This is a genomic window from Pontibacterium sinense (assembly GCF_015209595.1).
GTDB classification, from domain to species: Bacteria; Pseudomonadota; Gammaproteobacteria; order Pseudomonadales; family Balneatricaceae; genus Pontibacterium; species Pontibacterium sinense.
This window is the reverse complement of sequence record NZ_JADEYS010000005.1, coordinates 178,759-199,670: the sequence shown is the minus strand read 5'-3', so window position 1 is coordinate 199,670 and position 20,912 is coordinate 178,759. Positions and strand designations below refer to the sequence as shown.

The 20,912-nt window shown below is 51.4% G+C and carries 20 protein-coding genes; 2 read left to right on the top strand and 18 right to left on the bottom strand.

What is annotated here, in order from left to right; translation table 11 throughout:
* Positions 1-12 precede the first annotated feature (12 nt).
* The 14 genes from IOQ59_RS07000 to murJ all read right to left on the bottom strand — a co-directional run bounded on the left by IOQ59_RS07000 (position 13) and on the right by murJ (position 15,990).
* Complete coding sequence (locus tag IOQ59_RS07000) at positions 13-666, bottom strand: pilus assembly PilX family protein (RefSeq protein WP_193952557.1); 654 nt, start codon at positions 664-666, stop codon at positions 13-15.
* A gap of 2 nt (positions 667-668) precedes the next feature.
* Entirely contained in the window at positions 669-1,739 is a 1,071-nt protein-coding gene (locus IOQ59_RS06995) for a PilW family protein (RefSeq protein ID WP_193952556.1), read from the bottom strand.
* A gap of 20 nt (positions 1,740-1,759) precedes the next feature.
* Positions 1,760-2,308, bottom strand: a complete 549-nt coding sequence (gene pilV, locus IOQ59_RS06990; protein ID WP_193952555.1) for a type IV pilus modification protein PilV — start codon at positions 2,306-2,308, stop codon at positions 1,760-1,762.
* Positions 2,298-2,852, bottom strand: coding sequence for a GspH/FimT family pseudopilin (locus IOQ59_RS06985; RefSeq protein ID WP_193952554.1), 555 nt, complete (start codon positions 2,850-2,852; stop codon positions 2,298-2,300). The genes pilV (IOQ59_RS06990) and IOQ59_RS06985 overlap by 11 nt, the downstream gene beginning before the upstream one ends.
* Before the next feature lie 336 nt (positions 2,853-3,188).
* Entirely contained in the window at positions 3,189-6,644 is a 3,456-nt protein-coding gene (locus IOQ59_RS06980) for a pilus assembly protein (RefSeq protein WP_193952553.1), read from the bottom strand.
* A gap of 17 nt (positions 6,645-6,661) precedes the next feature.
* Positions 6,662-7,183, bottom strand: coding sequence for a pilus assembly PilX family protein (locus IOQ59_RS06975; protein WP_193952552.1), 522 nt, complete (start codon positions 7,181-7,183; stop codon positions 6,662-6,664).
* Entirely contained in the window at positions 7,184-8,293 is a 1,110-nt protein-coding gene (locus IOQ59_RS06970; RefSeq protein ID WP_228050735.1) for a PilW family protein, read from the bottom strand.
* Positions 8,290-8,814 carry a type IV pilus modification protein PilV gene (gene pilV, locus IOQ59_RS06965; RefSeq protein ID WP_193952551.1) on the bottom strand — a complete coding sequence of 175 codons (525 nt, stop codon included), beginning with the start codon at positions 8,812-8,814 and terminating at the stop codon, positions 8,290-8,292. The genes IOQ59_RS06970 and pilV (IOQ59_RS06965) overlap by 4 nt, the downstream gene beginning before the upstream one ends.
* Positions 8,786-9,292 (bottom strand): GspH/FimT family pseudopilin, encoded by a 507-nt coding sequence (locus tag IOQ59_RS06960; RefSeq protein WP_193952550.1) that lies wholly within the window; start codon positions 9,290-9,292, stop codon positions 8,786-8,788. Before IOQ59_RS06960 ends, pilV (IOQ59_RS06965) begins: the two co-directional genes overlap by 29 nt.
* A 256-nt stretch (positions 9,293-9,548) precedes the next feature.
* Positions 9,549-9,989 carry an FKBP-type peptidyl-prolyl cis-trans isomerase gene (locus IOQ59_RS06955; RefSeq protein WP_193952549.1) on the bottom strand — a complete coding sequence of 147 codons (441 nt, stop codon included), beginning with the start codon at positions 9,987-9,989 and terminating at the stop codon, positions 9,549-9,551.
* Entirely contained in the window at positions 9,986-10,504 is a 519-nt protein-coding gene (gene lspA / locus IOQ59_RS06950; protein WP_193952548.1) for a signal peptidase II, read from the bottom strand. The genes IOQ59_RS06955 and lspA overlap by 4 nt, the downstream gene beginning before the upstream one ends.
* Before the next feature lie 12 nt (positions 10,505-10,516).
* On the bottom strand, positions 10,517-13,342 hold the full coding sequence (gene ileS, locus IOQ59_RS06945) for an isoleucine--tRNA ligase (protein WP_193952547.1): 2,826 nt from the start codon (positions 13,340-13,342) through the stop codon (positions 10,517-10,519).
* Positions 13,343-13,375: 33 nt separating this feature from the next.
* Positions 13,376-14,299 (bottom strand): bifunctional riboflavin kinase/FAD synthetase, encoded by a 924-nt coding sequence (gene ribF, locus IOQ59_RS06940; protein ID WP_193952546.1) that lies wholly within the window; start codon positions 14,297-14,299, stop codon positions 13,376-13,378.
* Positions 14,300-14,400: 101 nt separating this feature from the next.
* Complete coding sequence (gene murJ, locus IOQ59_RS06935) at positions 14,401-15,990, bottom strand: murein biosynthesis integral membrane protein MurJ (RefSeq protein WP_228050734.1); 1,590 nt, start codon at positions 15,988-15,990, stop codon at positions 14,401-14,403.
* A gap of 177 nt (positions 15,991-16,167) precedes the next feature.
* Between murJ and rpsT the strand changes: the two genes are divergently transcribed.
* Complete coding sequence (gene rpsT / locus IOQ59_RS06930; protein WP_193952545.1) at positions 16,168-16,431, top strand: 30S ribosomal protein S20; 264 nt, start codon at positions 16,168-16,170, stop codon at positions 16,429-16,431.
* Between the two features lie 234 nt (positions 16,432-16,665).
* Here rpsT and proB read toward each other — a convergent pair whose 3' ends face one another.
* The 4 genes from proB to rplU all read right to left on the bottom strand — a co-directional run bounded on the left by proB (position 16,666) and on the right by rplU (position 19,723).
* Entirely contained in the window at positions 16,666-17,805 is a 1,140-nt protein-coding gene (gene proB / locus IOQ59_RS06925) for a glutamate 5-kinase (RefSeq protein ID WP_193952544.1), read from the bottom strand.
* 15 nt (positions 17,806-17,820) lie between these two features.
* Positions 17,821-19,014, bottom strand: a complete 1,194-nt coding sequence (gene cgtA / locus IOQ59_RS06920; RefSeq protein ID WP_193952543.1) for an Obg family GTPase CgtA — start codon at positions 19,012-19,014, stop codon at positions 17,821-17,823.
* Between the two features lie 114 nt (positions 19,015-19,128).
* A complete protein-coding gene (gene rpmA, locus IOQ59_RS06915; RefSeq protein WP_193952542.1) occupies positions 19,129-19,386 on the bottom strand; it encodes a 50S ribosomal protein L27 in 258 nt (85 codons plus the stop codon).
* A 25-nt stretch (positions 19,387-19,411) separates the two neighbouring features.
* Entirely contained in the window at positions 19,412-19,723 is a 312-nt protein-coding gene (gene rplU / locus IOQ59_RS06910) for a 50S ribosomal protein L21 (protein ID WP_193952541.1), read from the bottom strand.
* 215 nt (positions 19,724-19,938) lie between these two features.
* Between rplU and ispB the strand changes: the two genes are divergently transcribed.
* Entirely contained in the window at positions 19,939-20,907 is a 969-nt protein-coding gene (ispB, locus tag IOQ59_RS06905) for an octaprenyl diphosphate synthase (protein ID WP_193952540.1), read from the top strand.
* Positions 20,908-20,912: the final 5 nt, after the last annotated feature.

Here is a 20,912-nt window from a genome sequence, read left to right as displayed (position 1 = left end):
CTTATCCGACGGTTATTTTCGATAAACCTTATACACAGTTTGAACACGCACTTCCGAGGAACCGGTCAGCCCTTGTGCACTCGTGGTTACCCGGTAGTAGATATAACGATCACTGACTTCACCGACCTTCAGCGAAGGCGACAGTTCATCGACCAAAAGCTCTTCCACAATAAAGTTGGGCGCTTGCTTCGTAAATGCATCTGGCTGAAGACTGCTGAACTCTATACGGCAACCCACGTCCCAATCTTTTTTAGCTAGCGCTATGCTGTCAACGGTTTCACTGCTTTCACTATCGTCCTCGTTGTTGCTGTTTCCGCTGTTTCCGCTGTTTCCGCTGTTTCCGCTGTTTCCAGGACTATCATCTTCGTCTGAATCTGACGACGGTGAATCATTGCAAGAATCAGACTGCTCGACGGAGTAAAGACCACCACTACCACCTTCAAACTGAATAATTGAGGTGTCTCCTGTATCCAGCTGCAAATATTCCTCTGCGCTCAACAATGCAGCTTCAGCTGCTTCAAACGCAACCTGTCGATCACGCAGATTAAACACCATCTTTTCTTCGAGACTGGTAACCTCTATGCCTGCCATACCAATCAAAGTCATAACGAGTAAGAGCACCATAGATACAATCAGTACCGAGCCTCTCTGTAGCCGCTGTTTCATCCTTAAAGCGTCCTGTTGCGAAGCGTAACTGTTGAGGTGAAAACCTTGCGCAGATAGTTATCCGTAGGGGTTATTGTCACACCGTTTAATACATAACTTTGGGGAGTAGACGTAACATTATTTGCGATACTACGTATTACTAAACTGACCCTTATCGCGACAATGTTATCTTCCGTCACAGTAACAGAACCACTGCTTACACACCGACTCACAGAACTCTTAAAGCAGTCTGCGGTACCGTCATCATCGGTATCCAAACCAAGCAAAACCTGCATATTCTCGACGCCCTCTACCAGTTCTTGCTGATTCAACGTAGCATTTTTGTCTGTCACCCCAATGCTAGTCCGATACAACGCAGGCACTCCAAAGGCGTTCTGATCGATATAATAGGTGTAATTACGCAGCAACATGACTGTCCCACCGGTGAAGTCTTCTGCTGTTCCCAGCGTGCTGCAAACTATTGGCAGACCAAGCCCCTTGGTACAATTTCCCGGTGTAACAGAGTTTCCTGTGTTGTGAACAATTTTATTGGGGTTTCCACCTGTATGCTGAACAATCGCGGCCTTCTTACAGTCAGAAACCAATAAAACCTGTCCCGTCACAAACTCATGTCCGGTGCATGTCATCACAGCGGAGCTCGTATTATGATCCGTAACCGAACAAGCCCCCTCGGTGTCGGAAAACTTAATACTGACGATATCAGTACCATCACTCGGAGATGCGTTTGATGGAAGATCGATACTTGTACCTGACGCAGACACATAGTTATCTTCTATTGCTATAGGTACAGATAGATCATATTCACCATGGGCAGCATCCCCATTTGCAGTATCACGCAATGTATTCGCAATAGTAAGGTGTTTGGTACAGCCGATATATCCCGCCATACGCAAGTCCCGGCTAATGAAATTCATCGCAAAACGGGCATTTTCCTGAACTTTGGCCAGCTCGTTTTGCATGCTATATGTGACACGACTGCCCACAAACATCTGGACGGTAGCAGCCACCAGCAACAAACCAATCACCAGAGCGATCATTAGCTCTATCAGAGACAGACCTTTCTGATATTTCATATGAATTCCATGTCGCTTCATCATATTTCCACACTCAAAGCGATGACTTGAATATCCTTGTCACTGCTCTTCGCTTCTTCCTTATTTTTATACCGAGAGTCGTTCCACCAAACATACATAACCACCGGCTTACTTTGGTCATTACTGTCGGTGCAAAGCTTAGTCAGATCGCTAACCGCTTCTTCTTGATAACTATTACTTGTCTCTATAGCACGCGTCATACAACCGCCACCACCGGCCTCTTGCTGCAAATGGTATTTCCAATTATTCAGGTCGTAGATCGCCAGCTCTGCACTGGTGCAGGCAGTGCTTTCACAGGACGTATCAATATTTTTGATCTGTTCATCGGACGCCGCTTCGAAATAATCGCCGTTTAACACACCCGTTTTATTTGCCCGCATCCGCCCGACAATGTCTTGAGTAGCAACCAAAACTTGACTACGTATATAAGCATTCTGGTTCTGTTTAAGCCCTGTCACCTGAAGGCTCGCCATCCCCAGCAGGCCCAGAGAGATAACTAACAGAGCCACCAGCACCTCAATCAGGGTGTAACCGCGTTCAGCTTCCACTACCACATACCGTATCATCGGTTTCTCCATCCCAGGCCCGGGCACGGCCAACCGCATTCAGCTGCACATATCGCACATCTGTTGCGCTATCTCCATCATCCACGACAAAACAGACGTCACTCGCCGAACTTAGTTCACCATCTCTCGTAAAGACTACGGTATTCTGAGCGGCAGACAGAGTCAGTGATACGTTGGCATCAGACCCGGATTCCTGACGAATCGAATCACCACCTTCATCTGTCGACAGCCACTGGGTGACGCGCCCACCGGAAACGGTAAAGGCCACCGTGACATCTTCACCCCGACGAATCGCTTCAGACCTCGCTTGTGCCAAGCTGGCCACCAACCGGTTTTGAATCGTGTCCATTCGCCCCGTCTGTACAAACAAACCAAAATTCGGCACCGCAACAGTCATCAATATTGCGAGGATCGCCAACGTGATCATTAATTCAACCAGCGTAAATCCCCTGTCTTTAACCTTTTTAAAAACCACTCTGCTTTCCATATTCAGGGATAATCGCTCTATCAGGCTCTTCTGATTCATTTGTAATGCCACGCATGCTAATCACCACTCATTATCGGCATCGGAAGAATCTATGTGTATTAACAATTAATGAAACAGCCATTCAGTCAATATGCCGCGGCAACGCGATAAAACTGATCAATATTAATACAGTTTTATAGGTCGTTAATAGCATTAAACTGGCTTAAACATCGCGACAAGATGACGCAAGTCGGTGTTACACGACGATCGTAGAAGGGAGCTGGTATAAAGATGAGTATAAAGCCCACAAGCATGCCCGTGGGCCTTCTTAACAGATCCCTCTAACAATGGTAAAAGCCAACATCCTTGTTACGGCCAACTACTGCGGTAAGGCTATCAGTTTAACTGAATCCAGGACTGGCGCCCCAATTTATCTCCACTGGATTCACGTACGGTTTCAACCGCACCGCTTGAGCCGGAGAAATACTTCAGCTCTTTAGTGCCGGTAGAGATAACAGCAGGTGTTTTTACAATACCCACCGTAGATTTTCGTCCGGATACAGGCACAGTGACTTCTGAAGCCTGACCTCCATTTTCAGAGATAGTGACGGTCACAAAATCAGATGAATTGATTACCGTATCATCGTTCACATCAAATGGAGAGACCGTAAGACGCGATCCATTTTCATAATCCAGTTCCATTAACCAGCTACTGCCGCCAAATTCACAGGGCTCAGTATCCGGCGACAACGTGGTGAAGATAATACGCCCTCCACGCACAATGGGGTTGGCAACCACACGTTCTCCGACATAACTGCTGGAGTCCATATCCAGATACCAGCCATCATTTGCAGTGTAATCAACCTGGGTATTGCTGGTCACCCGATAATCGGTATCACTGGCAGCCACATAAAATTCGGTGAGAATATCCTGTACCTGTAATGCACTGCGATTAGTGACGGCGGAACCGTTATCGCGAATACCATAAAAGGTCTGCATCTGAGTAGTTGATGGATCACTGGTTGAAATATAACGGCCCGTACCAAAGAGCACCATCAGCCCGCCCTGGGTATGATCGGCCACTTCCGGTCGCGATGTAATTGGTTGCGGGCTGCTGCAGTCGTCGCTGGTACACGCCCGATACAGTGGTTTTGGGGTACTGCCCTGCTTAAACGCCACGTCCCATCCATTACGGTTGCTACTGCTCAGATCGAACTTCCAGAGATTACCGTAGAGATCTCCCGCGTATACAGCATCGGCTATTTTGTCGTTATTGGTATCCACTGGCAGTGGAGAGGACAAGCCGTTTGGCGAACCGGCGGTACCATCTGCTTCTGTGTCGATAAAGACGACGTCGCTGGGATCTTCCATATTAACGATATAGAGACCGGCTTTATGGTTTGCGCTCTCATAGCCGTTTCCAAAGATCGCCGCCCAAGTACCATCCGGTAGTTTCACCACTGAAGCGTTACCAAAGGTGTATCCCAACTCCGCCAGATCGGTACTGTCCAGATCCCACAACACATCTTTGGCTGAAAAACTAAACGGGGCGGATACGTCCAGCGCGTAAACACCCTGACCACCACCGGCCAGCAACCCGACCAATACTGTCCCCCAGCGCGTCGTATCCGACACACCATCATCGTTATAATCAAAATAGGCATCAGCAATACGGACTGAACCATCTACATAATAGGTATGACTGTAATTGGTATCCGACAGATTACTCAGTTTGGAATACAGCGCCTTAGGAACATAGGCAAACATCTCCTCCCCTTCGCAATCCGCAGTCGCAACGTTACAGGGGGTTTCAATAGTCCCCACCGCTCCTTCGGCACGCATAGCATGCAACATCCCATCATTGGCCCCCACATACAGCATCGAGTCTCGTGCCGCTTTATTAGTATCCGTGCTGTCGTCAGTCAGGTAGACGTAGTAACTATCTGTCGCCACCCCACCAACGCTGACCGTAGGGGCTACACCGTAGTAATCAAAACTCTCATTGAAAGCAAATACCGGGTCCGAGTGCACAATGTCGCCTAACCGTCCGGCACGCGTCCGAAAGTCAGTGCCTTCGTAGGCAGTATCACCGCGCAGGTAATTAACCCGATCCCGTCCTCGGTTATCAGTGGTACCACCTAATGCATTCAGTGCGCTCATCTGCGAAGTACTAAAGAGTCCGCCATCCCATGATGTGGTATCAAACGAGAAACCCGTATTGCTATGGCTGCTATAGACTTTACGCGCACTGGCTGACGGAATCAGGTCTGCCGCATCCCACTGCAAGGTTCCCACATCTCCGGTGGTGGAGTTCAGAGCATAAGCACGGAACTGACCGCTCCATTCACCACTGTTAAATCGTGCCTGATAAATTTTGGAGTTCGCATCCAGCCGAGTTGAGTTAGTCGCAACGGTTGCCGCACTGGAGGTGCGGGACTCAATACTGGCAATGGCGGTCGTGAAAGCGTTAATCAATGTCTGCGGATCATCCGCACTAAGGAATTCTCCCCGTCCGTTCCACGCCGCGTGGCGCATATCATCGATGGTGGTACTCTGATCACTGACCGGTGTAGGCCAATCAAAACTGGTGGCGTTGGCATCCGGATTACTGCTCAGCGTGCCATTCACACCAAACGCAACGGTATAGGTCACTAAGTGTTGCCGGGTGTTGCTGTCATCGGGCGTGCCCGGTACTTTATTATCCAGTGTGCTGAGATCCGTTTCGTAGTAATGCATCGCAACATCAGCCAGCGTATTGGATACACCGTTATATTGATCGCGGTACACACCGCCATCGTATTCCGAATCATTTGCATCCCCGTCACTGGTCGAACCCCGGTCAGCATTACCCACACTGGGTGCGCTGCCGTTCCAGTAACCATCCGACATCACTACCGAAAAGTTTTGCTGACAGGCCCCGCCAGACGCTTCAGAAAGAATTGGCGTTGCCTGAGCTGAGCCAAACAGTGAAGTTGATGTAGTCCCCTTAAAGTATTCACCGACTTGCGCAAGCTTTGAGCGTAGTGGCGTGTTCCCACTGGATCCAATACTTGAGATCTGGGTCATCAGATCGGTTTTATTGCTACCCGTAGCCAGGTCAGCGACAGGAAAGTCGACACTGTTATTACGATGCAAAGTCGCCAATCCCAAACGCTGTTCAGAGTTATTCGTAATGCTCAGCAGCGCCGCCTTGATCACATATTCACGCTTACGATAGTAGGTGTACCAATTGGCAAAATTTGTTTGCTGGGCGGCGGTCATGACGGTATTCACGCCAAAACCGGATGTGGTAGCCACAAACTGGTTAACGTAGTCATATCCGGAGCGTCCGGGGTCAGGACACTCATCCAATTCGAAAACGCCGTCTCCGTCGTCCGCCCAGATCATATAACCTGGCGGATCACCGTATCCCTCATCGTCGGTAAGGTCTTTGGTTGAACCGTTAGCATCATAAGGATCCATACGGGCAGCGGTAATCAACTGATCAGCATAAGCGTTACCGTCTTCGTCCACCCCTTCCCAAGGTATATAGGTCTTGCTTGGATCGTAATACAAGACGTTATAGCCTGCGCAGGATTCCAAAATCTCATCGCGATCTTCGCGGGTCGGCGTAATATCAACATTGCCGCTATTAGGGTAACTGTCGTAGATAGAGATGGCGTTGGCATCGGTTGATTTCAGCACCTCCCAATCCATGCTGCCGGAATCATCCACCAGAAAAAAAATGTTCGGTTTAACCGATGTCGTCAGATAAAGCGGGGTCTGTGAAAGCTCAGCCGCCGAGAACGAGGGAAGAAACATGACGATGGGCAGCGACAGATACCCCAATCGCATCCGGAAGATCCTGTTCATAGTTTCAGTTCCTGCGGTTAACGTTTATAGACTGACTGTAATTTCACTTCGGATGACGAACTCAGCCCGACTGCGCGGGCGGTAATACGGTAATAACGGCGTTTTTCGATCGCTTTTCCCGCTTCCTTACTGTCGTCTGGTGCCGACGCCGCTAACTCCTCGATGATATAGGTCGAAAATGCTGATAATTGCGCAAAGCCTTTTTTATCCGCATCCGTTACTTGGGAACGCATGGTCCGGACACTGGTCCCCAACGCAGACCAGTCATCCCAATTGTTGGTGCCATCGGTTTTCGGGCTGTACAGACCGTTACTACCATTGAACGCAGGCATGGTCACAACTGACTCCAAATACGCTTCGCCGTCATGTAACGCCGCTTCTGCAGCCTCAAACGCCATCTGCCGGTCGCGTGACTGCGCCGCCATCTTCTCTTCCAATCCGGTCACTTCAAGACCTGCCATCCCTATCAGCGTCATGATCACCAGAAAAATCATCGACACAATCAGCACTGCGCCTTGCTGCTTTTTTATCTCACTCATCTAGATCACCCGGTTACGCAGGGTAATGGTTGCCGTAAACACTTTGCGTAAGCGTCTGTCCGTTGCGGTAACCGTTGCCCCGTTATAACTGTATGTCTGCGCACTCGAGAGCACATTGTTCTCAATACTGCGCATCAGCAGGCTGACACGGATGGCAACGACCTCAGTCACGTCCAGATCTTCAACACCATCGCCGTTGGTATCTGCCGCCACGTAATAATCTGCATCGCCATCATCATCATTATCGATGCCGTAGGTGATCTGCATATCTTCTACACCTTCAACCAATTCCTGCTCAGCCAGTGCTGCGGTACCACTGGTTAAGCTGATGGCAGAACGGTGCAGGGCTGGCGAGCCGAAGTCATTGTCATCAATGTAGTAGGTGTAGTTTTTATATAGTTGCACCGTAGCCCCAGTGGGAAAGGTGTATGCAGTTCCCAGGGTAGTCGAACAATCCACTGGCAATCCCAGCCCTTTCGTACAATTTCCCGGCACTGCCTGACCGGTATTGTGATTGACCTGCTTGGTCTGGCTGTTCGTGTTGACCGTATTGCTCTGCTGGAAAATCGCTGAATGAGAACAGTCCGAGATCAACAGTACCTGGCCTTTCTGGTAATCGTGATTGGCGTAGCAATGAATGGTAGCCGAAGCCGCTACATGGCTTTCCACCGTGCAGCTACCTTCACCATCAGCAAACTTCACACTCACAATATCGGTACCAGCGGTAGGTGAAGCGGATGTGGGTAACGGTATACTGGTACCCGCAGCAACGCTGTAGTTATCCTCAAGCGAGACAGGTGCAGACATGTCGTACTGGGCGTAGATTTCGTCACTGTTACTGCTGTCACGCAGCGTATTGGCAATTGTTGTATTCGTGGAACACCCGGTATACCCCGCCTTGCGCAGATCCCGCGACAGGAACTCAACCGCGAAGCGGGCATTCTCCTGCATCGTCGCCAGTGCACTTTGCATAGCGTATGTCGTACGGCTGCCAAGAAACATCTGCAGAACGGCCGCCGTCAACAACGTACCGATCAGCAAGGCAACCATCAGCTCAATCATCGACAGCCCCTGCTGCCGCTTACGGTTTAATCTACCTAACAGTTTCATAAGCTCGCGCTGACCGCCAAACGTGTTGAAACGGCATTGCTGGCACGTTCATCATTCCACCAGACATACACCACAATGGGCAGATCAGTGTCGGTACTGGTACCACATGCCGGGGTTGTTATATCACCATCGGTACTGTCATCAGGGTCAGTATCACGACACACTAAACCACTCCCTAAAGGTAGCTCTTCCGCCAACCGTGCCTGCCAACGAAATACATCATGCGCCGCCATCTCCGCATCAGTGCAGCCCGCGGTCGTTTCACAGTCACTGTCTTCCGTACCAGAGGCGAGAAAATAGTTACCATTCTCGACCGCAGCAACGTTGGCGCGCATTCTATCGATAATGTCATACGCCAGAATTGTCGCCTGGCTGCGCATATAAGCGCTCTGATTCTGTTTTAGGGAAACCACCTGCAACCCTGCCATTCCCATCAACCCCAGAGATGTGAGTAACAATGCGACCAACACTTCGATCAGGGTGTAACCACGTTCACCCATCGGACCCACAGACACCATCATTCTGCGCTCCATCCCAGGCCCGGATTCTGCCGAACTGATTGACCTGCAGATACCGTACATCAGTATCTCCATTGCCATCATCGGCAGAAAAGCAGACATCATTACCGCTACTGAGAAGCCCTGAGCTCTTAAACGTAATATTACTTCCACTGACCGCAATGGCATTTGCAGGTGCATCTTCAACCCGCACCGCCGAACTACCCGCAATAACTGCCCAACCGTTGGCCCAGTTACTGCCACAGGTGTAGTTCGCCATATTTTCGGTGTTGTTACGCGCACACACGGTTACTTGCACGTCCTGGCGTATCGCCTCTGCTCTTGCCAGTGAAACACTGGCGAGTAACCGGTTTTGAATCGAATCCATTCGGCTCTGCTGAACAAACGGTCCGAAATTGGGCATTACGATTGTGGAGAGAATCACGATAATCGACAGTACGATCAGTAACTCTATCAACGTAAAACCATCAAATTTCTTCATTTTTGAACAAGGCCTAAACTAATACTTTCTTCGTAGTGAAATAGTCTAGTCGCTGCCTTCAAGTCCCGCCATACGACGACGTAAAAAATAGACGGAATCTGCTCCTGATCAAAAAACACTCGATTAAAAAAGGGGCTTAAGAAAGGCGGGAAGTACGTGAAGGCAGGCGAAAGAAGGTAAAACAAAGGGGCAAATTGATATATCAGACATAAAAAAACCGATGCAACGGCATCGGTTTTTTTATGCCCCGGAAGGCTTAGCTCGCGTCAGCTACCGACAGGATCGCCACCTCAAAGCTCAGCTCACGGCCAGCCAGCGGGTGGTTAAAATCAACATGCACCGATTGCTCATCAAAACGATCGATCACACCTGGCAGCTCACCCTGCTTGGCGTCCTGAAAAGTGATCACCAGACCTTTCTCCAGTTTCATATCTTCAAACTGGGTACGCGGAAAGCGCTGGACATTGCTTGGGTTTGGCATCCCAAAGGCATGCTCCGGTGAGATCTGCAGGGAATCTTTTGCCCCTTCTACCAAACCAAATAAAGCCTGCTCGAACCCTTCTGGCAGGTTGCCATCGCCCACGGTAAATGTTGCTGGCTGTCCTTCAAAGTTAGAATCAACAACCTGACCATCTTCCAGTTTGATCGCAAAGTGCAGAGTCACGGTTTTACCCGGACCAATGATCTGTTCGCTCATGCTTCACCTTCTGTTTCGTTTCTGTCCCGGAACTTACCTTCCAGAAACAGCATATCAATGATCAATAATGTCGCGCCGACAGAGATGGCCACATCGGCCAGATTAAACACGGCAAAATAGTACTCGCCGTAGTGCAGTGAGATAAAGTCGATGACATACCCCTGCACCACCCGGTCGTAAAGATTGCCTAACGCCCCACCCAGAACCAGAGCCTGAGCAATACCAACCCACCACTGCCAGCGGGGTGTACGCTTCATCCACACCACCAGCATGGCGCTGACACCCACGGCAACGGCCACAAAGAACCAGCGCTGCAAGCCACCGGCATCCGCCAGAAAGCTGAATGCAGCGCCCGTATTGTAGGAAAGACGCAGATCAAAGACCGGCAGAATCTCCACCGGTACACCGTAATCCAGCGAGGTATTGGTCACAAACTTGGACCACAGGTCCAGGACGACAATAACCACCGCCAACCATAGCCAGATCAGCGAACTCTTTTGCGAAGCGGCAGACATCAACCGAAGTCCTTATGCAAAGCTGCGGCTTTCACCTTCACCGGTGATATTCTCTACGCAACGACCACACAATGCTTCGTGTTCAGCGTTCGCACCCACATCTTCACGGTGGTGCCAGCAGCGATCACATTTTTCGTGTGCGGTTTTCGCTACACTCACCTGCAAACCGTCTACGTCAGTCGCCTGTGCGTCGGCCGCTTCAGTAGAAGTCGCAACCGCCGCTTTAGAGGTCAGCAAGACAAAGCGCAGCTCATCACCCAACAGATCCAGCGTCGCTTTCAGCTCTTCACTGCAGTACAACGTCACTTCTGCTTCCAGACTGGAGCCAATCAGACCTTCTGTACGACGGGTTTCCAGCTCTTTGTTGACCGCTGTTTTCACAGCCATCACCTGATTCCAGAAGTCACGCCCCATCTGCGCATCATCAGACAATTCGGCCAGATTCTCATACCAGGTACCCAGCAGCACAGATTCGTCATGCTCGCCTGGGATCTGTTCCAGAATCTCATCAGCCGTGAAGCTGAGGATCGGTGCAATCCAGCGGGTCAGTGCTTCAACGATATGGTACAGCGCGGTCTGACAAGAACGACGTGCTACGCCATCGGTCGCTGCGGTGTACTGACGGTCCTTGATGATATCCAGATAGAAACCACCCAGCTCCTGCGAACAGAAGTGAGAGATTTTCTGATATACGTTCAGGAATTCATACCGGTCGTAATGACCTTCCAGCTCTTTCTGCAGGCGTGCCGCACGATCAACCGCCCAGCGATCCAGTGCAACCATCTCTTCTGCTGCAACCAGATCCGTTTCCGGATTGAAACCACTCAGGTTCGACAGCAGGAAACGCGCCGTGTTACGGATACGACGATAGGCATCCGCTGCACGATTCAGGATCTCATCAGAACAGGTCATTTCACCGCTGTAATCGGTGGATGCAACCCACAAGCGCAGGATATCTGCACCGTATTTGTTCATCACTTCCTGCGGCGCAACAACGTTACCGATGGACTTGGACATCTTGCGACCCTGACCATCCACGGTGAAGCCGTGTGTCAGAACCTGTTTGTAAGGCGCTTCACCTTTGATTGCGATACCGGTTTTCAGGGAAGACTGGAACCAGCCACGGTGCTGATCAGATCCTTCCAGATACAGATCGGCAGGTGAATGCAGACCTTCACGGGTATCCAGTACAGAGCAGTGCGTCACACCGGAGTCAAACCACACATCCAGCGTATCGGTCACTTTAGAGTACTGCTCAGCTTCATCACCCAGCAGCTCAGCCGCATCCAGATCAAACCACGCATCAATCCCTTCTTTTTCCACACGCAGGGCAACCTGCTCAATCAGCTCAGCCGTTTTTGGATGCAGCTGCTGAGTTTCTTTGTGGATAAACAGAGTGATTGGCACACCCCAGGTACGCTGACGGGAGACACACCAGTCCGGGCTCTGCTCAACCATCGCTTCGATGCGGTTCTGACCCCAGGCCGGGAACCACTCCACACCTTTGATCGCAGTCAGCGCATCGGCCTTCAGACCTTTCTCTTCCATGCTGATAAACCACTGCGGTGTCGCACGGTAGATCAGCGGTGTTTTAGTACGCCAGCAGTGTGGGTAGCTGTGCTGGAACTTATGTTCCAGAATCAGCGCGTGATTCTCTTTCAGAACCTCAACAACAGCGTCATCCACTTTGTATACATGCTGTCCGGCAAACTGCCCGGCACCTTCAACAAAGACACCGTTATCGCTGACCAGATTCAGTGTACCGATACCGTAACGACGACCTGCCTCAAAGTCTTCCACGCCGTGATCCGGTGCGGTATGTACTGCGCCCGTACCGGCATCCAGTGTTACGTGGTCACCCAGAATTACCGGCGTTGTGCGCTCAGCGACAAACGGGTGCTGCAGCGGGCTGTTTTCCAGCGCCTGACCTTTACAGCGGGCAACAATGCTGTAGCTGTCCACACCGTAACGCTGCATCGCAGACTCAACCAGACCTTCTGCCAGCAAAACGCGTTCCTGACCCAGACCCAGATCCGCCTGTACCAGCACGTAATCCAGCTCGGCATTCAGAGATACGGCCTGACTCGATGGCAAGGTCCATGGCGTAGTGGTCCAGATAACCACAGAGACGTTACCTTCACCGCCACCGTTTTCCTGCTCAAAACGCCCCAGGAAATCAGCCGCATCAACCGGTGCATAACGCACGTCGATCGCGGTGGAGGTTTTGTCCTGATATTCAACTTCCGCTTCCGCCAGTGCAGAACCACCAACAACACTCCAGTAAACCGGCTTGTAACCCTTCACCAGATGACCGTTTTCAGCAATACGACCCAGTGCACGGATGATGTTCGCTTCAGTATCGAAGTTCATCGTCAGGTATGGATTGTCCCAGTCACCCAGAACACCCAGACGTACGAAATCCGCTTTCTGACCATCAACCTGCCTGCTGGCATAAGCACGGCACTTCTGACGAAACTCTTTATGGCTCAGTTTGGCGCCGGCTTTACCGAATTTGGTTTCAACTTTGTGTTCGATGGGCAACCCGTGGCAATCCCAGCCCGGCACGTATGGCGCATCAAAGCCCGCCAGAGTACGGGACTTGATAATCATATCCTTGAGGATTTTGTTCACGGCGTGACCGATGTGAATATCGCCGTTTGCGTACGGAGGGCCATCGTGCAGAATGAAGCTCTTACGACCTTTGCTAACCTCACGAATCTTCTGATACAGGTCCATCTCCTGCCAGCGCTTCAGCATTTTTGGTTCGCGCTGGGCCAGATTGCCTCGCATCGGGAATGCCGTTTTAGGCAAGTTCAGTGTCGCTTTGTAATCGGTCATGATCTGTCGCTTCCGGATTGATGTTCAGGTGCATCACGCAAAGTAAGCGCGCGCCTGATCGATATCTGCAAAAATCTGTTTTTTAAGCTGTTCCAGTCCGTCGAACTTCTGTTCGGCGCGGATAAATTCTAAAAATTCTACGCTGAGTAGCTGTCCGTAGAGATGGCCCTGATAATCCAGCAAGTGCACTTCCAGTACGGGCTGAATACCGTTAACGGTAGGACGCGGGCCTACGTTGCAAACACCCCGCTCGTAGCTACCATCGGGCATCGCCACCCGCACCGCATAAACGCCCTTCATCGGACACGGGAAGCGGTGCATACGAATGTTTGCGGTGGGGACACCCAATTGACGTCCCAGTTTTTGTCCATGCAACACTCGGCCTGTGACGGTGTAACGGCGCCCCAGCAAGCTTTCCGCCAATGCGAAATCGTTCTGCGCTAGTGCTGTACGTATACGTGTACTGCTGACCCGCTCCCCATCCATCAGGAAAGTCGCGGTATTCACCACAGAAAAGCCGTGCTGATCGCCGGTGTTACGCAGCATTTTATAGTCGCCCGCGCGATCACAACCAAAACGGAAGTCATCACCAACGACAAAGTGCTTCACCTCAAGCCCTTTGAGCAGCAGCTGGTTGATGAACGCATCCGCCGACATCGACTGCAGCCGTTTGTTAAACGTCAGGCATAACACGCGGTCGATATTCTCTGCCTGCAGCAAGCGGACCTTCTCGTCGAAACGCGTCAGCCGTGGAGGCGCTTTATCTCCGGCAAAAAATTCTCGCGGCTGCGGCTCAAACGTAATCGCAACCGAGGGCAATCCCAGCTCTTTGGCTTTGGCCTTAACCTGCTCGAGTACCCGGCGATGACCTAAATGCACACCATCAAAATTGCCGATAGTGGCCACACAGCCCCGGTGTTTGTCGCGCAGATTATGTAATCCTCGAATGAGTTCCATCAGTACAACAGCCAAGCCCCAAAAACAAACGGCGAATTATAGCCTAATTGTGCGCCTGCGAGTACCTCTACAATCAGAGAGTTACGTGACTTGCAAGCGTATCAACCGGAATTTTTCAGATGCGAAGGCCGCATCCCCATTAACACCAACACCAATACATAGATGCCTGCACCACTCACTACCAGCACCCCCATATTCCAGGCACGGTCCATAACACCCCACTCCAGCCACTGCTGCAGATCACCTGCTAGCCAGAGCAATACCGCCCCCATCGCGGCATTCGCCAGCACCAAGCGAAACAAAATAATGCTCCAGCCCGGCTGCCACTGAAACACACCTGCCCGTAACAACCCGTGCAGCAACAGGCCCGCATTAAGGAATGCCGACATCGACGTAGCCGCCGCCAACCCCACATGCTGCAACGGTCCGATCAGAATCAGGTTAAGCACCATATTGGCAATGGCGGCCTGAATACCAATTTTAACGGGCGTCTTCGTATCCTGACGGGAGAAATAGCCAGTCGCTAATACCTTGATCAGCATAAAGGCCATCACGCCGCAGGCGTAAGCCTGCAAACTCATGGAGGCCATATGCACATCACGGTCAGTCAAAGCGCCATAGTGAAACAAGGTCACTATCATTGGCCCGGCCAGAATAAACAGGGCAACCGCGGCAGGCATTCCGATCAAGAGCACCATGCGCATCGCCCAATCAAGGGTGTTCGAAAAATGTTCCGCTGATTTTGTCGCGTGCTTGCGTGACAGACTTGGCAGAATGACGGTTGCAATGGCGATACCAAAAACACCCAACGGCAGTTCAGCCAAACGATCAGAGTAGTAAAGCCAGGACACACTGCCGGTTTGCAGGAAGGACGCCAGCACCGTATCCAGCAGCAGGTTTATCTGCGTCACCGAAACCCCAAACAACGCGGGCAACATCAGCTTAAGAATGCGACGCACGCCTTCATCGGTCCGGTCCACCACCGGGCAGGGCAGTAACCGCAAGCGCGCTAGAAACGGCAACTGGAACACCAGCTGTACCACACCCGCAATCATGACCCCCCAGGCCAGCGCCAGAATCGGCGGATCAAACAGCGGCGAAAGAAAGACAGCAGAACTGATCAGCGTTACGTTGAGCAGCACCGGGGTAAACGCAGGCACCGCAAAACGCTCATAGCTGTTCAGAATTGCGCCCGCAAAGGCCGTCAGCGAAATCAGCAGCAGATAAGGGAACGTAATCCGCAGCATCGATGCTGCTAGCTCAAATTTTTCACCACCCGCTATATAAAATCCGGGGGCAAACAATGCGGTCAGTAGCGGTGCACCCAACATCGCGATCAGCGTCACGGTAATCAGCGTAGCGCCCAATGTGCCCGCTACCCGATCGATCAGTGCCTTGACCGCCAGATGATCACGCTGCGTGCGGTATTCAGACAACACCGGGACAAACGCCTGCGAAAAAGCCCCTTCGGCAAACAATCGACGTAGAAAATTGGGAATTTTGAACGCTACAAAGAAGGCGTCAGCACTGCCGGACGCGCCAAAATAGTTCGCCACCACCACATCACGCACCAGCCCTAAAATACGGGATAGCATGGTCATAATACCCACCACACCACTGGACCTTAACAAACTGGATGGCTTAGGTGCTTTAGGGTCCGCCGGGGTTGGCTTTTCCTTCTGTGTATCCAAAAATCTATCCTCAGAGGGCTTAACTGCGGCAATAATACCTTTGCCCCCTTAAAAATGCTCATCCTTTTGTTGACACCACTTCCACAAATGTGAATAATCTCGCCTCTCGTTTTTTGGTATCTGCTCTTGCGATATCAACGAACATTTTTTATTAGATAACGTTTAAGGAGTCGGACTGTGGCAAATTCCGCAGGATCTCGTAAACGCGCTCGCCAGGCGGAAAAGCGTCGCCAGCACAACGCTAGCCTGCGCTCCATGGTGCGTACTTACATCAAGAAAGTAGTTACTGCTATCGATAGTGGTGATCAGGCTGCAGCTAATGCAGCGCTGAAAGTCGCTCAGCCAATCATGGATGCTTCCGTGAACAAAGGCATCTTCAGCAAGTCTAAAGTTGCTCGCACCAAGAGCCGCTTGAACGCGCGTATTAAAGCACTGGTTTAATTACCAAACTGCTTTCTAAAAAAACCGGCTTCTGCCGGTTTTTTTGTGCCTGCCATTTACGCAAAACCCGCCAAAGCAACTACACCCAAACTGCGCAACAAACCCACCAAGAGCGCAGAGCATAAGAAGTAGAGAAGTAGAGAAGTAGAGAAGTAGAGAAGTAGAGACATATTGAAGGACAGCATTGGCAGGACAAGCGCCCTGCCAGAAATTACCGGACGTTAAGCTTGAGACTCAGGAAGACACACGACTGCTGAGCGCCAGATTATCACGATGCACCAACTCCTCTTCCCCGATGAATCCAAGGATAGTTTCGATCTGTGAACTTGGCTTACCAATAATTTTACGCGCGGCATCAATACCGTAATTCACCAACCCACGGGCGACGATGTAGTCATTCTCATCGACCATCAGCACCATCTCACCGCGAGAGAAATTACCTTTAACGCTTTTTACACCCGCAGGCAGCAAACTCTTACCACGTTCTTTTAGCGCCTTAACAGCACCCGGATCCAGGACCAGCGTTCCTTTTGCCTGCAAATGACCCGCAATCCACTGCTTACGTGCCGCCTCAGGCTGCTGATCAGGCACCAGCAAGGTCCCTACACTCTCACCACCGCGCAAGCGCGTCAGCAGATTGTCCTCGCGACCACTGGCAATGACCGTCACAGCACCTGAGCGGGCCGCCAGCTTCGCCGCACGCACCTTAGTCGCCATACCACCACGACCCAGCTTGCCACCACCGCCAGCCATTGCCTCAAGCGCCTCATCCCCGGCACGCCCCTCAGAGACAAATTCCGCGTTCGGATTATTGCGCGGATCCTCTTTATACAGACCACGCTGATCCGTCAGGATTACCAAGCCATCCGCTTCGACCAGATTGGCCACCAATGCTCCCAGGGTATCGTTATCCCCAAAGCGAATCTCATTGGTCACCACGGTATCGTTTTCGTTAACAACCGGCACGACACCCAGATCAAGCAGAGTACGCAATGTCGCACGCGCATTCAGATAACGCTTACGATCAGAGTGATCCTCATGGGTCAGGAGAATCTGCGCAGTATGCATACCATGACGCTGGAAGTTAGCCTCATATGCCTGCACCAGACCCATCTGACCTACCGCCGCAGCCGCCTGAAGCTTAAACACCTCATTCGGGCGATCAGACCAACCCAGACGCGTCATACCTTCTGCAACCGACCCTGAGGAGACCAATACGATCTCCATGCCCTGCGCACGCAAAGCAGCCAGCTGCTCCACCCAATGCGCAATCGCCTCATGATCCAACCCCTGACCATCATTGGTCAGCAAGGCGCTACCAATTTTGACGACCCAGCGCTTTCCTTTGACTAACTGTTGGCGTTCAGATGTCACAAACGTACCTCAATCCTATTCCCGCACCCATTCGACTTCGATATCGTAATCATCGTCGTCGTAGTCATCCACATCATCTGCTGCTTCCGCCCGACCACGAGACAAGCGCAACTCTTCAATACGCGAACGCGCCTCGACATCAATCTGCTCGCGAATCGCATGCTCCTGATCCAGTATGCTCGGATCTTCTTCAATCGCATACAACCGATCGTCCAGAAAGGTCTGAATCTCACGCGCCAGCAGATCAGTACCTTCTTTACTGATCGCAGAAATACGATACACAGGACCTTCCCAGTTCAGCGCATCAATCACCGACTGACAGCGCTCTTCGCGCTCAGCCTCTGGCACCATATCCAGCTTATTCAAGACCAGCCAACGCGGCTGCTCAGCCAGCGTACCACTGAACTTCTCCAGCTCACCTACGGCAACCTCGGCCGCTTCCGCCGGAGAAACCCCATCCCACGGAGCCATATCAACAATATGCAGCAATAGACGGTTACGCGCCAAATGCTTGAGGAAGCGAATACCCAGACCCGCCCCTTCGGCCGCGCCTTCGATGATGCCCGGAATATCCGCAATCACAAAGCTACGATGCTTCTCGATACGCACCACACCCAGATTCGGCACCAACGTGGTAAACGGATAGTTAGCCACTTTTGGCTTAGCCGCAGACACCGCACGAATAAAGGTCGACTTACCTGCATTGGGCAGCCCCAGCAAACCCACATCCGCCAGAATCTTAAGCTCCAGTTTCAGGTTACGCGTCTCACCAATCGACCCTTTCGTCGTCTGACGTGGTGCGCGGTTTACACTGCTTTTAAAGCGCGTATTACCTAAGCCATGAAAACCACCTTGGGCAATCTTTTCGCGCTGACCAATCTCAGTCAGATCGATCAACACTTCATCTGTATCTGTATCGATAATGGTCGTACCCACCGGCACCTCCAATACCAGGTCTTCACCTTTTGCCCCGGTACAATCCCGACTCATACCGCCCTGCCCATTATCCGCTTTAAAGCGACGGGTGAAGCGAAAATCGACCAACGTATTCAGGGACTCACTGGCTTCAAAATACACAGAGCCACCGTCACCGCCGTCACCGCCGTCAGGACCACCTTTCGGGATATATTTTTCACGCCGAAAGCTCATACAGCCATTGCCTCCCTTACCGGCTTCTACTGTAATCATCACTTCATCGACAAATTTCATTTGGGACCCCCGAAAGGTTTTGTTCTCCAGTTCATTATATAAGCTGGAGCAAGGTAAAACGCACAAACAAAAAAGCTCCGCCTGAGCGGAGCTTTTTGCAAGGAAAAGGCCTTATCACGCAGTTTCGATAGTGATGTACTTACGCTTATGAGGACCTTTAACTTCAAACTTCACTACGCCGTCTGCTTTAGCAAACAGAGTGTGATCTTTGCCGCAACCTACGTTTGTACCAGCGTGGAACTTAGTACCGCGCTGACGAACCAGGATGCTGCCTGCAGTCACAACCTGACCACCGAAACGCTTAACACCAAGACGTTTCGACTCGGAGTCGCGACCGTTGCGAGTAGAACCCGCGGCCTTCTTATGAGCCATTATCTATTCTCCAGTCAGATTAAAATTAGGCGTTAATGCCAGTAATTTTAACTTCAGTGAACCACTGACGGTGGCCCTGACGTTTCATGTGATGCTTACGGCGCTTGAACTTCAGAATATGAACTTTCTTACCGCGACCGTGCTCAACAACCTCAGCGGTTACCTTAGCACCTTCAACAACTGGCGCACCGACTTTAATGTCGTCACCGTTGCCAACCAGCAAAACGCGATCGAATTCAACATTCGCGCCCTGCTCAACTGCCAGCTTTTCCAGTTTCAGGGTTTGACCTTCCTGAACTCGGTACTGCTTGCCGCCGCTAACAATTACTGCGTACATGATTTTCTCCGTATATTCAGCTCATCCGGCTACTGTTTAAAAAACGACCTACTTCTAATGGCCAACCCATATGGTAGGGAGCTTAATTTGGATGAACTAGGGCGCGCGATTATATAGCAGTTAACAACATTGAGCAACTCTTGACCTCTATCCTTGACACCGCCCGCCACTGTCCCTAGCATGCGGCCATACTCCTATATGTATATATATACGCCATGCAGCCACATCAGCTAAATCCACAAGTCGAACCACAGTTCGAAGCCGTCAACGATTACATCGTCAACCACCTGGGCTCCAACGTCCCGCTGGTTGAGAAAATCGGCCACTACATCGTAGAAAGTGGCGGTAAGCGCCTCCGCCCACTGCTGGTACTGCTGAGTGCAAATGCCTGCGGTTACAATGGCGACAAGCACATCCCACTTGCCGCAATCATTGAATTCATTCACACCGCCACGCTGTTGCATGACGATGTTGTTGATAATTCAGATTTACGCCGCGGCAAAGACACCGCCAATGCGCGCTGGGGCAACGCTCCTAGCGTACTGGTAGGCGACTTTCTTTATTCCCGCGCATTTCAGGTGATGGTTGAGATTGGCAGCATGGATATCATGCAGGTCATCTCAAATGCCACCAACGTGATCGCCGAAGGCGAAGTCCTGCAGCTACTGAACGCAAAAAACCCGGACACCACAGAAGACTCTTACATGCAGGTCATTCTGGGCAAAACTGCGATGCTGTTCGAAGCCGCCACCGAATCAGGCGCAATTCTAGCGGACTGCTCCGCCGAACAGCGCGAAGCCTTGCGACTGTATGGCCGACACCTGGGCATTGCGTTCCAGCTGATCGATGATGTAATGGACTATCTATCCACCGCAGAAGAGATGGGCAAAAACGTCGGTGACGATCTGGCCGAAGGCAAACCAACATTGCCACTGATTCATGCCATGCGTGAAGGCAATGACGAAGAACGCCAGCTGATTCGTCAGGCAATCCGCAAGGGTGGACTGGAAGATCTGGAACCCATCATGGCGATCGTACGCCAGACAGGCGCCATTACCTACACCCAGACCCGCGCACAAGAAGAAGCCGACAAAGCCATCGCCGCACTCGACGTATTGGCCGACAGCTCCTTTAAAGACACACTGAAGCAACTGGCTGACATTGCAGTTAAGCGCAAAGCCTGACCCCC

What these genes read in the sequence shown, in the direction of transcription:
- IOQ59_RS06960 (WP_193952550.1), bottom strand. Translation starts at nt 9,292, where the DNA reads ATGAAGAAATTTGATGGTTTTACGTTGATAGAGTTACTGATCGTACTG.
- IOQ59_RS07000 (WP_193952557.1), bottom strand. Translation starts at nt 666, where the DNA reads ATGAAACAGCGGCTACAGAGAGGCTCGGTACTGATTGTATCTATGGTG.
- IOQ59_RS06975 (WP_193952552.1), bottom strand. Translation starts at nt 7,183, where the DNA reads ATGAGTGAGATAAAAAAGCAGCAAGGCGCAGTGCTGATTGTGTCGATG.
- IOQ59_RS06995 (WP_193952556.1), bottom strand. Translation starts at nt 1,739, where the DNA reads ATGAAATATCAGAAAGGTCTGTCTCTGATAGAGCTAATGATCGCTCTG.
- IOQ59_RS06970 (WP_228050735.1), bottom strand. Translation starts at nt 8,293, where the DNA reads ATGAAACTGTTAGGTAGATTAAACCGTAAGCGGCAGCAGGGGCTGTCG.
- ribF (WP_193952546.1), bottom strand. Translation starts at nt 14,299, where the DNA reads ATGGAACTCATTCGAGGATTACATAATCTGCGCGACAAACACCGGGGC.
- cgtA (WP_193952543.1), bottom strand. Translation starts at nt 19,014, where the DNA reads ATGAAATTTGTCGATGAAGTGATGATTACAGTAGAAGCCGGTAAGGGA.
- IOQ59_RS06980 (WP_193952553.1), bottom strand. Translation starts at nt 6,644, where the DNA reads ATGAACAGGATCTTCCGGATGCGATTGGGGTATCTGTCGCTGCCCATC.
- rpmA (WP_193952542.1), bottom strand. Translation starts at nt 19,386, where the DNA reads ATGGCTCATAAGAAGGCCGCGGGTTCTACTCGCAACGGTCGCGACTCC.
- ispB (WP_193952540.1), top strand. Translation starts at nt 19,939, where the DNA reads ATGCAGCCACATCAGCTAAATCCACAAGTCGAACCACAGTTCGAAGCC.
- pilV (WP_193952551.1), bottom strand. Translation starts at nt 8,814, where the DNA reads ATGATGGTGTCTGTGGGTCCGATGGGTGAACGTGGTTACACCCTGATC.
- IOQ59_RS06985 (WP_193952554.1), bottom strand. Translation starts at nt 2,852, where the DNA reads ATGAATCAGAAGAGCCTGATAGAGCGATTATCCCTGAATATGGAAAGC.
- IOQ59_RS06955 (WP_193952549.1), bottom strand. Translation starts at nt 9,989, where the DNA reads ATGAGCGAACAGATCATTGGTCCGGGTAAAACCGTGACTCTGCACTTT.
- lspA (WP_193952548.1), bottom strand. Translation starts at nt 10,504, where the DNA reads ATGTCTGCCGCTTCGCAAAAGAGTTCGCTGATCTGGCTATGGTTGGCG.
- ileS (WP_193952547.1), bottom strand. Translation starts at nt 13,342, where the DNA reads ATGACCGATTACAAAGCGACACTGAACTTGCCTAAAACGGCATTCCCG.
- rplU (WP_193952541.1), bottom strand. Translation starts at nt 19,723, where the DNA reads ATGTACGCAGTAATTGTTAGCGGCGGCAAGCAGTACCGAGTTCAGGAA.